Here is a 12612-nt window from a genome sequence, read left to right as displayed (position 1 = left end):
GAAAGGGGGCGCCATGACCGCGGCACACGACCAGTCGATGACCCTGCACGTCGAGCGCCGGACTCTCCATGAGTTGGCTGCATACCCACCGCATGCGCCACGAGAGGAAGACGGCCACTACAAGATCTTCCGTCATGCTCAGCATCACCTGATCCACGTGCTCGGCGCACCTTGTTGGATTGGTGGCGCGACCCTCGCCCAGATCAAGGCAGGACTCCCTGCCGGACATCGTTGTGAGGGCGCGACGCAGCTTGAGGCTCACCACGCTGTGGCGGAATTCGCCGGCCTATCAGAGATTGATTGGCGAAAGGTCGCCCACGATTTCCCACAGGCCGAGCTGCACTCCGACGAGGACTTCCTTAATTTCGCTGAGAGCGAAGGTGGCCTCATGATCCTCTGCGACGTGCATCATAGACATGCTGGGCGCGGGATTCACTCCATCACCTACCCCGTGTGGCTTCTCGATCGCTACGCCCGCGAGGAATGGGAGTTCCTGCAAACTCCGGAACCGACCGGGTGATTTTAGGCGTTCCTCCAGCACATGGAGGCGCCGGTGGACGCTGATTGAAGGCAGCACCAGAAGATTCGCCGGATCGTTGTCTTCCCGTCGCCGGTTTATGTGATGCACAACCTCGCCTGGGAGTAGCAACCGGCCGAGTGATTGCTCGGCAACGAGCCTGTGCTCGGCCACGTATCGACCGCCGTGTATCAGCTTTCCCGCGTAGCCGTCTGGCGGCAGCACTCTGACGTAACCGTCGCAGTCGAGGAATCTGCCACCCTTCCACCGGCCTGAGTTCTCACGTCGCGTGGAACCGGGTTTGTGCGCGGCTCGCAGAGCGGCACGATGTTCCTCGCTGCCGGAACGTGCCGCGTCAGGATTGCGGCGAAGGGCCTGGTAGCAACTCTTACACAACCCCTTGCTGAACGGCCTGCGGGTTTTCTCGCAGCGGAGACATGCAACCGGGTCGCGACTCTCGTAGTCAACACGCACCTGGCACGCCGTGCAGTAGCCGTTCCGGTTCACTTTGCGGTTCTTGCTGCATCGCAAACATGCACCCTCGGTTAGTGAATAGCCCATGAGTGTATTCTACTTTTCGGTGCCGACAAAAAAGGGGGCGATGGTGGGCATCGCTTTCCTTGTTTTGAATTCCGCGTGGTCGGATTGACTGTCCTGTCTCGCTTTCCTCGGTGGCTACGGCGCCTGCTACTCGGCGCCAACCTCGCCGCCGCGCTCGCGATCCTGGTCAACTGGTGGCTCGCGATCTGGCCGAACCTGGCCGCGAGCTGGGAAGTCGCCTCCGCGGGTGTCGCCGTCGCCGTCCCCGTGAGGACCTGGCTGGGCCGCAAGATCCCGCAATGGCAGGAGCACATCGCGAGGCGCGCGGCCGAGCACACCGCGGCGCACATGACTGAGCATCACGAAACCACCCGCGCGCACGTCACCGAGCAACTCGCCGCCCACGCCGCCGCGCAGGGCGAGCGGATGCAGGTCATCTCCGACCAGATCGCCGCCCTCAACCAGCGGCTCGACCAGCAGCAAGGAGGGCAGTCGTGACGCGCTTGATGCTCGACGGGATCGCCGGCGACGCGGCCGCCATGCAACACGAGGTCGCGGCACGCGCCTCCACGCAGAGCCCCGTCAAACTCGTCGCCGGATACGACGACGGCGCGTACGCGTGGAGCCCGGCGCATTGGGCGCTGTTCCCCGGCCTGGTCCACGTGCACATCGCGGTGTTCGCGACCACGAACAGCGGCACCGTCCTGGACTGCGAACCCGGCAACTGCACCCCCGCGCAGTCCGTGGACTGGGTGCTGATGCGCCGCAAGGCCGGCGCGGACCCGACCGTGTACTGCAACCAGCTGGACCCGACGGTCGGCTGGCCCGCAGTGCGCGCAGCCTTCCGCGCCCGCGGCGTCGCGGAGCCGCATTACTGGGTCGCCGACTACGACGGCGTCACCGCGATCCCCGCCGGCGCGGTCGCGAAGCAGTACGAGGACGCCGGGGCGTTCGACCTCTCGTCCGTAGCCGACTACTGGCCCGGAGTGGACCCGCTAGGAGCAGACATGCAGTGGACTGATGTGATCAACGGCCCGAACGGGCGCCCGAACGGCAACAGCGTCGCCGGCATCCTCACCGACCTGGGCCGGCTGCGGGACGCGCTGGTCGGCGATACGACCGCGCTGGCCGCGTACCCGGCGGGCAGCCCGCTGCGGGGCCTGCTCGCGGTCGCCGCTGGCTTCCCGGACCTGCAGGCGAAGGTCGCCGCCCTGTCCGCGCCGGCGCCCGCGCAGGTGGATCTCGCCGCGCTGGAGGCGCTGATCGAGCAGCACCTCGCCGCCGGTTCGGTGCCCGGGGTGATTGCCGCGGCGGTGCTCGAGCACCTGTCGGCGGCGACCGCCAACGCCAAGCCGTAAGCAAACGCGCACCGCGCATCCTCGGCCCGCACGACCACTGAGGGGCCGCCGTGGCCGAAGACCGCACCCTCGGCGAACTCGCCCGCAACCTCGCCGACTTCAAACGAGACATCCGAGAGTCGCTCAAAAACGCCGACGACCGGCACGCCGACCTCGCGGGCAAGATGGTGCCCACCTCGTTGTGGCAGGCCGAACACGAGTCGCTGGAGAGGGACGTCGCGGAGCTGCGCGATGACGTGCGTCAGGCCGTCGAGCGCATCGAGCGCACGTCGCTCGAGCGGATGGGCGTACTCACCGAGAAGATCGACAAGCTGGATCGGCGGATCGGCGCACACGAAAGCGCGCACCGGGACAGCAACGCGTGGTCGCGCAGTAAGACACTGACGGCGATCGGGATCGCGGTGGGTGCGGTGGCGACGGTTGCCGGGGCGTGGATCGCCGCTGTCCTCGCGGCCAAGGGAGTTCACTGACGATGTCGCCGCGTGGGCGTGTGCTGGCCGCGACCGGGACCGCGCTGGCGCTCGCGGTTCTGATGCTGATGCTGTTCCTGATCCTGAAACTCGGCCGGGCGTCCGATCAGATCGGTGCGCTGAACACGGCGGATCAGGCGAGGGATCGCGCGATCGCGGCGCTCGCGACCGGTGACAATCAGTTGCGGTCGCAGGTGTTGAAACTGGGTGGTACGCCGAACGTGCCGCCGCCGCAAGTCATCATCTCCAGCATCCCCGGCGCCACCGGCCAGCAAGGGCCCGGCCCGTCGGATGCCCAGGTTGCTGCCGCGGTCGCCGCGTATCTGGTGGCGCACCCGGTGCCGGGGGTGTCGACGGAGCAGATCACTTCGGCGGTCACGGCCTACCTGATCGCGTCCCCGCCGCCGTCCGGGGCGCCCGGACCGGGGCCGAGTGATCAGCAGGTGGCTTCGGCGGTCGCCGCGTACATGTCCGCGCACCCCGCGCCAGCCGGCCCAGCTGGGCCGGCTGGCAGGGATGGCCAAAACGGCGTCAATGGCTCACCGCCTGCCGGATGGTCGTTCGAGGCCGACGGTGTCACCTACAACTGCGTCCCGGACAATGGGACTCCCGCACCCCACTACACGTGCCCGCCGGAACCTTCCGCGTCGGCGTCGCCCACTCCGCCGCCGACGCCGCCTAACTCCGCCTCACCTACGGCGGGAACGCCCACCCCGACGCCAACCGCATCCAGTGCGACAACACCCGCAGCTGTCGCGTCTACGCCTGCCAGCTTCGCCACCCTGATCGGGGGACCAGTTCACGAAGCTGGCGACGCGGGGCGTAGGGCCTTCGTACTCCTCGGCGTGCCGCTCTATCGGCGCGGGCTGTGAAGACCAGCTACTTCACGTGAGCCCAGCTCTCGCCGAGCAGCGCTGCCTTCATCGTGGTAGGCGAAACGCCGCACGCTCGAGCGAGGCCGGCTGTCGTCATCGACCCGGACTTGTATTGCTGCCGAGCCCACTGGACCTTGTCCGCGGTGAGTTTCGCCGAAGGCGCCTTCTCCCCTCGCAGCGAACTGGCGCGCTGGCGCCGCAGTGCGTCGGCGTTGTTGTCCGAATGCGTGCCAGCGACCAGATGGTCCGGGTTGACGCATCGCCTGTTGTCGCACATGTGCCGGATGAGCTGGCCCTCGGGTATCGGCATCGCGTGATGCCACTCCCAGGCGATCCTGTGGACGCGTACCAGCTGGCCGTTGATCGAGAAGATCCCGTAGCCGTGGCTGTTGACTTTCCCTGCCCAGTTCCAGCAGCCGTTTTCGCCGCTCTTGTCGACCTTGAGGGCAAAGCGCCGTTCGGCGCTTAAGGGCTGGAACTTCCCTGGAATAGTATCCATTCAGATCCCTTCGATCCGTTTGGGACCATTCTACCCCTGAGGTAGCGTCGCTGCGGCTGTTTTCGCTGCTCACGACTGGTCTCGCCCCCGCCCCGAATCCCAGCAGCCCGAGCCTGACACTGCTACCCCTCGAGCTGTTCCCGCCGCCCCGCCGCCACCCCTAGCCGCCGCGTTTCCCCGCCGCGCCGTAGCCCCTCGCACGGGCTCGGCGCGGCGGGGCTTTTTCGCGTTCCCGGGGCCCTACAACTCGCCGACATTCAACCGGCGAGCCTCGGTCAGAGCGCGTCGCGTCGCGCGAGCCTGCGAATACCGCTGCACCATCGCCGGATCAGACCAGCCCGCGATACGCATCAACCCGCCCTCCGTGCCCCCCTTGTCCAACCACCGATCCGCGAACGTATGCCGGTAACGGTGCGGATAGACGTTGGCGACACCCGCCATCTCGCCGCGAGCCTTCAACGACCGGTACATGCCGTGGTAGCCGTACGCCCGCCCCTTCTCCCCGAGCCATAACTGCGCCAGATGTGCCTGCGGATGCCGGCGCCTGACCCGCAAATACTTGTCCAGTGCCTCGCACGTCCGATCGCTCAGCGGGATGTAGCGGTCCTTGGCGCCCTTGCCGCGCACCAAGGCGAGCCCGTCAGCCAGGCGCACGTCCTCCAGCTGCATGCCCACGATCTCCATCGCGCGGCCGCCGCTGTCGAGCAGGATGTGCTGGATCGCGGTGTCGCGCACGTCCATGAAGCGTTTGCCCGCGCACGCCTTCAGCAGCGCCCCGAGCTCGTCAGGGGTGAAGGGTTCGGTGACGTGCTGGTCGACCTTGGGTTGGTCGATCTCTGCGAGGTCGTAGGGGCCGGTCTCGTTCTCTTTGGCGGCCCACCTGGCGAAGGATCGCAGCGCCACGAGGTGGTTGCGTGCGGTCTGCCCGGAGCGGGTGTCGCACACGTCGGCCAGGTACGCGGTGACGGCAAGGTGGCCGAGGTTGGGTGTGGCGTCCGCTTCGCGGCACCAGGCGAGGTAGAGGCGCACGTTCTTGCAGTAGGTGCGGATCGTCGGGGGGGACTTTTTTGCGGCGCGCAGTGAGATCTGCCATGAGATGACGAGATCGTCGGCGGCGGTCAGCGCGTAGGGGTCCGGGGTTTCGTCCGCGTCATAACGCATGGGGCATCGCCTCCTGGAGATGGCGCGCTTCGGCGATCGCCAACGTCGCGCGCTGCGCCTCCGACAGGACGCTAGGCAGCGCGCCCGCTAGCACCTGTTCGACCGATCCCTGATCCCATCCGAGCGAGCGCTCCACGGCTTGCACGACAGTCCGCGGGTAACGCTCCCGCTCGGCCCTTTCGATGGCGCGAACGTCAACCAACGAGACCTTGGCGTCTCGCGCGAGCGATGTCTGGGAGCGTCGCCCGGCAACCCGAGCTTGGCGCACTGCAGCAGCGACCGACTCCCAGGCCGCGCGCTTCGAGCTGGCCACAAATGCGAGCGCGTCAGCTGTACGCGTCTCGGCTTCCCAGCGGCCCGCGTTGCCCGCGATGTTGTAGGCGGGCATCAGGTCGGCGATGTGGCGCTCTTCCACGGCGTCTGCGTCTGCGCGGGTGGCGTACTGCTCCCAGCGGATTCGGTGGGTCTTGGGCAGCCATGCGGCGCGGGTACGACGGTGATCATCGATGCGGCGCGCGAGGTTGCCAGTGGCACCGATGTACAAGAGATCACCGTCGGCGTCGTAGGCGTAGTAGACGAAGCCCAACGCGGCAATGGGTATTTCGCCGTGGGCGATCGGGAGTGGTAGTTGCCTTGTCACGCAGCCAGCATATCCGGTGATCATGAATAATTTTTTGACTCTGTGTGCTGTGGTTGCCCGCCTTCTACACGCCGGCGCGCACGCATGCGCCCTGACCTGCTCACATGCTAACTCGCGGCCCAGCGATCGAGTCAAGGAATTAGCGGAGTCTCAGCGCAGGAGTGCTGTAGTTCTGGTGCCTTATTGCGTGTGGCGACAGAGCCCTGTGGGTCCGAATCTCTTTGACTCTAACCAGCTTCCGCGAAGAACGCGTCAGGAACCGAACATGTCGTCGGGACGGGGCAGCGCGCGCAGGTCGGGGCGTGAACCCGGCCTGCGCGCGTCGCGCCGCGCCGCGTCCACGATCATGCCCAGCGCCTCGTGCTCCCGCTCCAGGTCCTCGAGCGTCGCGTCGTCGAGGCGCCGCAGCACCTCGGCCACCGCGGTGCGCTCCCGCAGCGCGTCCGCGAGCGCGTCGCGCCGCCCGGCCTCGTAGGCGCGCTGCTCCCGGCAGAGCACCTCCGCGGCGTTGAACGCCTGAATGGCGATCGCCATAGGCAGGATCAGGCTGGCGTAGATGATCGTGGTGCGCGGGTGTAGCTGCCCGGTGGCGATCAGCCCGGTGAGGATCACGGCCACGCCGGCGAACAGTATGCCGACGTGGCGTGCGACCGAGGGGCTTAGGCGGTTCCCGAACAGCCGCAGCCCGTAGACGGGGCAGCCCAGGCAGCCGAGCGCGACCAGCCACGTCCAGGCCACGGCGAACGCCCGGGGGCTGGCTATGACGGCGCCCCGGGCGTGCAGCAGGATCAGCAGCGCGGACGCCGGCCAGGTGGCGAGAGAGCCGGCGGAGATGAGGACGGCGCGTGCCCGTGACGGTTCCCGTGCGATCCCGATCGTCAAGGCGTGGCCCTCCGCGCATGCGCGGCAGCCCGAATGCCGCTCCCCAACAGCAACAATGTTCCACGGTACGGGATGGCACGGGGTTGTAAAGTCCTGTCACTCCAACGGGGGATGGCGTGATTTGGTCATAAAGCGTTCTCGTTGCCGGTTTCCCGCTCACCGGGAGCCTCGGTGCGCTCGCGGCGCATCTTCTCGAGCTTGATGGCGATGAGTTCTTCCATGAGCGCGAGCTGGCGTTCGAGGTCGCGCTGGTCGGATTCGGGCAGCCCGCTGGCGCGGATGCTGGCCAGGAGCGGGTCGCCGTCGGGGCGGCGCGCCTCGAGGAAGTCGGCGAAGTCGTCGTATCCGGCTTCGCGTAGGACGGTGTGTGCGGGTAGTCCCCATGCGGCGGCCACGAACATGGCGCCGGCTTCGCTGGGGCGTTTCTTGCCTTGCTTCCACAGCGTGATGTCTGAGGAGTTGTAGCGACCGTGGGCGCCGACACCGTTGAGTAGTTTGAGCATGGCGTTGTTGCGTAGGGCGCGGCGTTCGAGTTCGCCGGCGAACCAGGTGCCCCAGGCGGGGTAAGGAGGTTCGTCGTCGGTTTCCGGCGCTGGTTCGGTGCCCCGGGGTCTGGGGGGCGGTGGGGTCATGGTGGGCGTCCTCGGGTGGATGAACGCGGCGCGCCGTTTGATGGAGCTACTGCGGTTGATTGTTCCACCAAGCATATGGGTGCCTCTCGCGCGGCGCCATCACACGCAGGCCACGAGTGTGACGGCGAAAGCGAAATCGCAGGTGAGCGGGGACAGCTCGCCGTCAGCGTCGCAAGGCTCGTAGAAGTACGCAAGGGCGTGCGCCAGAAGTGACCGGAACACAGCGGCCGAATCGTTACCCCAGATAAGCGATTCCGCTTGCCCAGGCAACCAGACCGGCGTAGGTTGATTACCACAGCAAGTATCTTTGCTTGCTGGAGACATCGATCTACGGAGGATATCCGTGGCCACCAACAGCGAAGCCTTCAAAATCCGACTCCGGCCGGACGCGCTGGCCCGCATGGCCGCCGCGGCAGCCGAAGCCCGCGAAGACCTGCACCCGGGCCACAACGGCCACCCCAACGCATCCGGGCTGCTCGGCGGCCTGCGTAACGGCGTACCCCAGGTGATGTTCTCCCGCGAGGGGTACGCCCCCGAGAACAAGACCCTGGGCCGCATGGCGATCCTGCACGCCAGGCGCCGCGGCATCACCTGGTACGAGGCACTCGGCGAACTGTGCGAGGAGCCCGCCTCCGACGACGCGACACAGCCGGCCGCGGCATGAGCGCGAATCGGATGACCGACGGCGAGCGGCGTCTCGCCGGACGCGCCGGGGCGCACGAGTCGTGGGCGCACACCGAGGACCGTGCGGCCCGTACGGCGGCGGCGAGGGCTGCGGCGGACGCCAGGTTCGAGCAGCAGGTCGACCCGGACGGGGTGCTCCCGCCGCAGGAGCGGGCTAGGCGCGCGGCGGCGGCGAGGGCTGCCTTCTACGCGCGGATCGCACTGAAGTCGGCTGCTTCGCGGCGGCGGCGTTCGTCGCCTCCTGCGGCTGCCTGACAAGCAAAGACCGCCCGCGCCCGGGGGGCATCCGGGCGGAGGCGGCGATCAAAAACCGCCAGCACATCCATTTGGGAAGGAAGGGCAGCTTTGTCCTCCACTGTAACCGACGCCAGGCATCGCGTAAGTGATGCGAAGGTCAAGAACGTCTCAGGGCTCGTTGAACGTCCCCGCCGTTGGTGGCAGCGCAAGGCGGAGCCGCAGTCCCCGGTGGTGGAGCGGTCGCCGTTCCCGGATCCGGGCGGCGACACCCAGATCCTGCCGACCGTCCGCGCCACCGAACCCAAGCCGCTGCCGCCGGTGCTCTACCGCGACCGTCCGCTCGACCTGGACAAGGCCGCCTGCAACATCTCACTGGTAGCGACCAGCGCGACCCTGCACCGCCACTCGGCGATCAAGCTGGAAGAGGACCTGGCGGTCCACCTGCGGGTGGTGCACGCCTTGGCCGAGCGGGAGCGCGCCGAGGGCCGCAAGCTGCTGGCGCGCGACGGCAACGGCGCGCAGGCTGCCGCGCAGATCGCGCAGACCTTGGACGAGATCGTCACGGCGGAGCGGAACGCGAACGAACTGCCGGGCGTGACGGTCAAGGCCGAGGTCGACACGGGTGCGTTCGGTAGCGAGCTGGCGGCGGTGACCGCGAATCAGGGCGCGCTGGGTGATGAGACGACGAGCTTTCAGCGGATCACCCCGGGGATGCCGGATCCGCGGGTGCAGGTGAGTGTCACGACGGTGACGGTGTCGAAGCCTGCGTCTCCGGTGCATGTGCCGGGTGACGGCATGGCGCCGCCGGTCCCGGACGAGGACGAGGTCGCGGACCCGGGCGCGCTCAAGCCGCTACCCAAACGCGTCCCGCAAGCCACCACCCACCACGTGCTGCCCGCCACCGACCTCGACCCGTACGAGGCCGTGGACCCGACCCTCAACGGGCACACCCTCCCGGCAGGCGCGTGGGTGTACGACGAGGGCTCGGGCACGGCCGGCCCGGTGTGGTTCCTGCTCGCCGAGCAGCGCAACGAGTTGCGTGACAGCGGCCGGGTGGCGGTGCTCAGGTTCGCCAACGGCCAGACGCGTGACGTACATGCGGGCGGTCAGGTGCGGGTGCTGGATGTGCGCCGTGCGCAGGTCCTGGTGGCGCAGATCGAGGCGCGGCTGGCTGCGCGCGACGGGGCGGGGGTGTCGTCGTGAGCCCCGAGCTGGTGCGCGCGGTGTTGGAGAAGCTGACGGAGCCGGATCACGCGGGCGAGTTCACGGATCTGCTGATGCTGCGCGCGGTTGCGGCGGACGGGGCTGAGCCGGCGGCGGTGCGCGAGGCGTACGAGGCGAAGGCCGACGCCCTGTTCGCCGAGCTGGTGGAGTCGGTCGCGGCCGAGGTCGCGCGGCGAGAGCAGGTGCTGGCATGACGGCCCTGTTCGATGTTCCCGCCGCGGCGCAACGCAAGACCGGGCCGCGCGTCACCCCCACCGCGCACCTGGTGCTGCCCGCCACGGCGACCCGCGACGAATGGCTCGCCGCCCGACGCGAAGGCATCGGCGCCTCCGACGTGCCCGCGATCCTCGGTGTCTCCGACTACGGCACACCCCGCTCCGTGTACTACGACAAGATCGGCGAGGCGGTCGACGGCGCCGGGGAAGCCGCACACTGGGGAACCGTCCTCGAGGAGCCCGTCGCCCGTGAGTGGGCGCGGCGCAACCGCTCCGTGGTGCGCCGCGTGGGCCTCGTCGCGCGCATCGACGACCCCGTGATGATGTGCACCCTGGACCGGCGGGTGACCGAGTGCCCGCTGCCCGAGACGCGCCGCGAACAGTGCGCGCTCGAGGTCAAGCTCCGCTCGGCGTTCAAAGCCAACCGGTGGCACGCCAACCTGCCCGACGATATCGCCGGGCAGATGCTCTGGCAGATCGCCGTGACCGGCTACGACCACCTGCATTACGCGGTGCTGGTCGGCGGCAACGACTACCGGCAGGGCACGGTGCGGCGCGCGGATCACGAGGCGACGATCCGGCACATTGTGACCGCGTGCAAGCGGTTCTGGGCCGAGTTCGTGCAGGCGCGTGTCGTGCCGGCTGCGGACCCGGAGCACGGTGACCGCGAGCTCGACATGTACAAGCGCATGCACCGCCAGCGCAGCGGACTGGTCGCGGCCGATCCGGTCGAGACGCGCGAGGCCGCGCTCGCCTACGCGCAGCACCAGCGCGCGGAGTCCCGCGAGAAGAAGCAGAAGGCCGCCGCGTATGCCGAACTGCTGCGCCTGATGGGCGGCGGAACGGCGCTGCTCGCAGACGGTCATGTCGCGGCCGAGGTGCGGGAGGTCAACCGGGCACCGCGGGTCGATCTCGAGCGCCTCGCGGAGCGGTACCCGGACGCCTACCGCGACTGCGTGGTGAGCAAGACGGGCCCGCAGCTGTATCTGAACCCTGAGTTTGTGGAGATGGCGGAGGCGTTGTGATGGGGCTGGCAGAGAACGCGGCGGCGCTTGCGGGCGAGCCGCTTGCGGGGACGATGGTCGCGGACGAACCGCAGTTTCGGGCCGCTCCCGACCTGACTGAGCCGGACCTGGGCGACCTGACGGTCGACGGGGAGAAGGTGCCGGTCGTCGTCGCCTGGTCGCGCGTGATGGGCGAGATCCGCGCCATCGGCAAGAACCAGAACTTCGACGGCGGCAAAGCCGGGAAGTTCAAGTTCCGCGGCATCGAGGCGGCGTTGAACGCGTTCGGACCCGCGTGCCGCAAGCACGGCGTGGTGGTCTCTCAGCACCGGGTGGGCGCCGAATACCGGGACATCTCCACGGCGAGCGGCGGCCGGATGCGCGAGTGCACGGCGACGGTCACCTACCGGATCTACGGGCCGTCCGGTGACTTGAGCGAGTTCATCGAGTGCCAGGCGATCGGTGAGGCGTCGGACAGCGGCGGACGGTCGACGCCGAAAGCGCAGTCGATCGCGCTGCGCACCCTGCTGATCAACAACGGCCTGGTGCCGACTGAGGACCGGGACGCGGACGCGGATCACTTCGAGCGTGGCGAGGCCCCGAGGCGTACGGCGGCGAGCTACCTCGAGGAGATTTTCAACGAGCAGACTTCGCCGGGCCGCATGAACCAGATCGTGTTCGAGTTGCGCCAGTTGCGTCAGGAGAAGGCGCTGGTGCGTAACGAGCACGGCGAGGAGGAGCCGATCGGCGCGCTGGTGACCCGGATCGGCAATGAGCGGTTCGGTGCGCCGCAGCGTCCTCGGCCGGCGGGTCCGCGGCATCAGGGTCACGCGGAGGGCGGGTACGACGCGGACTGTGTCGGGTGCAAGGCGGAGCAGGCCGAGGCTGACCGAGCGGCGGCCACGTCATGAGCGGCTGGGCGAAGGGACGCCTGTGTGCGTTCGACACCGAGACGGACTGCGCGGAGCCGGAGGACGCGCGGATCATCACCGCGACCGTGTTGTTCCTCGGCGGTGGCCAGGACCGGGTCGACCGGCAGTGGCTGCTGCGCCCGGAGCGCCCGATCCCGGCCGAGGCGACGGCGGTGCACGGCATCACCACCGAGCACGCGCAGGAGCACGGCATGGACCGCGCCGAGGCGATTACGCAGATCGCTGCTGAGATCGAGGGCGCGTTCGTGCACGGCGTGCCGGTGGTGGTGTTCAACGCGGCGTTCGACTTCACGGTCCTGGACCGCGAATGCCGGCGTGTCGGCGCCACTGTCCCGGACCCGGCTAGCGCCCTGGTGATCGACCCGCATGTGATCGACAAGGCGGTGGACCGGTATCGGCGCGGTAAGCGCACGCTCGGGGCGACGTGTGAGCAGTACGGGATCGACCTGGGTGAGGCGCATGACGCGACGGCGGATGCGCTGGGTGCGGCCCGGTTGGCGTACATGCTCGCGACGCGGTTCCCGGCGGAGGTCGGGGAGCGTTCGCTGGCCGAGTTGCAGGCGTTTCAGGTGGAGTGGCGGGCGCGGCAGTCGGCGTCGCTTCAGGAGTATTTCGCGAAGCAGGGCAAGGACGAGGTCGTGGACGGCTCGTGGCCGCTGCGCGTGTTCTCCGGGGTGGTGGCGTGATGCTCTCGGCGTTTGCTTTGGCGCTGTACGCGACCTTGTTCGGTTGCGGCCTGGTC

At 68.5% G+C, this 12612-nt stretch carries 17 protein-coding genes and 1 pseudogene; 12 read left to right on the top strand and 6 right to left on the bottom strand.

What is annotated here, in order from left to right:
* The first annotated feature begins 13 nt into the window (after nucleotides 1–13).
* On the top strand, nucleotides 14–520 hold the full coding sequence (locus VFB40_RS27845; RefSeq protein ID WP_324855917.1) for a hypothetical protein: 507 nt from the start codon (nucleotides 14–16) through the stop codon (nucleotides 518–520).
* Between the two features lie 60 nt (nucleotides 521–580).
* Here the strand turns inward: VFB40_RS27845 and VFB40_RS28715 are convergent.
* Nucleotides 581–1078, bottom strand: a pseudogene (locus VFB40_RS28715) (HNH endonuclease); the annotation flags it as partial.
* Between the two features lie 75 nt (nucleotides 1079–1153).
* Here VFB40_RS28715 and VFB40_RS27840 point away from each other — a divergent pair.
* Genes VFB40_RS27840 through VFB40_RS27825 form a run of 4 tightly spaced genes read left to right on the top strand, consistent with a single transcriptional unit; the run spans nucleotide 1154 to nucleotide 3757 of the window.
* Nucleotides 1154–1555 carry a hypothetical protein gene (locus VFB40_RS27840; protein ID WP_324855915.1) on the top strand — a complete coding sequence of 134 codons (402 nt, stop codon included), beginning with the start codon at nucleotides 1154–1156 and terminating at the stop codon, nucleotides 1553–1555.
* Nucleotides 1552–2415: a hypothetical protein gene (locus VFB40_RS27835; protein ID WP_324855913.1), complete on the top strand. Its 864-nt coding sequence runs from the start codon at nucleotides 1552–1554 to the stop codon at nucleotides 2413–2415. Before VFB40_RS27840 ends, VFB40_RS27835 begins: the two co-directional genes overlap by 4 nt.
* A gap of 50 nt (nucleotides 2416–2465) precedes the next feature.
* The gene (locus tag VFB40_RS27830) at nucleotides 2466–2885 is read left to right on the top strand and encodes a hypothetical protein (RefSeq protein ID WP_324855911.1); all 420 of its coding nucleotides are present in this window, start codon (nucleotides 2466–2468) and stop codon (nucleotides 2883–2885) included.
* Between the two features lie 20 nt (nucleotides 2886–2905).
* The gene (locus tag VFB40_RS27825; protein WP_324855909.1) at nucleotides 2906–3757 is read left to right on the top strand and encodes a hypothetical protein; all 852 of its coding nucleotides are present in this window, start codon (nucleotides 2906–2908) and stop codon (nucleotides 3755–3757) included.
* Nucleotides 3758–3764: 7 nt separating this feature from the next.
* Here VFB40_RS27825 and VFB40_RS27820 read toward each other — a convergent pair whose 3' ends face one another.
* From VFB40_RS27820 to VFB40_RS27800, 5 genes are all read right to left on the bottom strand, one after another.
* Nucleotides 3765–4259, bottom strand: coding sequence for an HNH endonuclease signature motif containing protein (locus tag VFB40_RS27820; RefSeq protein ID WP_324855907.1), 495 nt, complete (start codon nucleotides 4257–4259; stop codon nucleotides 3765–3767).
* Nucleotides 4260–4499: 240 nt separating this feature from the next.
* Nucleotides 4500–5420 carry a tyrosine-type recombinase/integrase gene (locus VFB40_RS27815; protein ID WP_324855905.1) on the bottom strand — a complete coding sequence of 307 codons (921 nt, stop codon included), beginning with the start codon at nucleotides 5418–5420 and terminating at the stop codon, nucleotides 4500–4502.
* Nucleotides 5410–6084 (bottom strand): GIY-YIG nuclease family protein, encoded by a 675-nt coding sequence (locus tag VFB40_RS27810; protein WP_324855902.1) that lies wholly within the window; start codon nucleotides 6082–6084, stop codon nucleotides 5410–5412. Before VFB40_RS27810 ends, VFB40_RS27815 begins: the two co-directional genes overlap by 11 nt.
* 228 nt (nucleotides 6085–6312) lie before the next feature.
* A complete protein-coding gene (locus VFB40_RS27805) occupies nucleotides 6313–6942 on the bottom strand; it encodes a hypothetical protein (RefSeq protein ID WP_324855900.1) in 630 nt (209 codons plus the stop codon).
* A 125-nt stretch (nucleotides 6943–7067) separates the two neighbouring features.
* Nucleotides 7068–7574, bottom strand: coding sequence for a hypothetical protein (locus VFB40_RS27800; protein ID WP_324855898.1), 507 nt, complete (start codon nucleotides 7572–7574; stop codon nucleotides 7068–7070).
* A 343-nt stretch (nucleotides 7575–7917) separates the two neighbouring features.
* On the opposite strand from VFB40_RS27800, the gene VFB40_RS27795 reads away from it, so the two are divergent.
* The 7 genes from VFB40_RS27795 (at nucleotide 7918) to VFB40_RS27765 (ending at nucleotide 12556) form a co-directional block, all read left to right on the top strand.
* Nucleotides 7918–8238: a hypothetical protein gene (locus VFB40_RS27795; RefSeq protein WP_324855896.1), complete on the top strand. Its 321-nt coding sequence runs from the start codon at nucleotides 7918–7920 to the stop codon at nucleotides 8236–8238.
* Complete coding sequence (locus VFB40_RS27790; RefSeq protein ID WP_324855894.1) at nucleotides 8235–8513, top strand: hypothetical protein; 279 nt, start codon at nucleotides 8235–8237, stop codon at nucleotides 8511–8513. The genes VFB40_RS27795 and VFB40_RS27790 overlap by 4 nt, the downstream gene beginning before the upstream one ends.
* A gap of 90 nt (nucleotides 8514–8603) precedes the next feature.
* Nucleotides 8604–9698: a hypothetical protein gene (locus VFB40_RS27785; protein WP_324855893.1), complete on the top strand. Its 1095-nt coding sequence runs from the start codon at nucleotides 8604–8606 to the stop codon at nucleotides 9696–9698.
* The gene (locus VFB40_RS27780) at nucleotides 9695–9913 is read left to right on the top strand and encodes a hypothetical protein (protein WP_324855891.1); all 219 of its coding nucleotides are present in this window, start codon (nucleotides 9695–9697) and stop codon (nucleotides 9911–9913) included. Before VFB40_RS27785 ends, VFB40_RS27780 begins: the two co-directional genes overlap by 4 nt.
* Nucleotides 9910–10959, top strand: a complete 1050-nt coding sequence (locus tag VFB40_RS27775) for a YqaJ viral recombinase family nuclease (RefSeq protein ID WP_324855889.1) — start codon at nucleotides 9910–9912, stop codon at nucleotides 10957–10959. The genes VFB40_RS27780 and VFB40_RS27775 overlap by 4 nt, the downstream gene beginning before the upstream one ends.
* Nucleotides 10959–11849: an ERF family protein gene (locus VFB40_RS27770; protein WP_324855887.1), complete on the top strand. Its 891-nt coding sequence runs from the start codon at nucleotides 10959–10961 to the stop codon at nucleotides 11847–11849. Before VFB40_RS27775 ends, VFB40_RS27770 begins: the two co-directional genes overlap by 1 nt.
* Nucleotides 11846–12556 carry an exonuclease domain-containing protein gene (locus VFB40_RS27765; protein WP_324855885.1) on the top strand — a complete coding sequence of 237 codons (711 nt, stop codon included), beginning with the start codon at nucleotides 11846–11848 and terminating at the stop codon, nucleotides 12554–12556. The genes VFB40_RS27770 and VFB40_RS27765 overlap by 4 nt, the downstream gene beginning before the upstream one ends.
* The last annotated feature ends 56 nt before the right edge of the window (nucleotides 12557–12612 follow it).

Origin of the sequence: Actinocrinis sp. (genome assembly GCF_035650855.1) — a bacterium.
Classification (GTDB): Bacteria; Actinomycetota; Actinomycetes; order Streptomycetales; family Catenulisporaceae; genus Actinocrinis.
The sequence above is the reverse complement of the archived record's forward strand: the minus strand, read 5'-3'. Positions and strand labels throughout refer to the sequence as shown.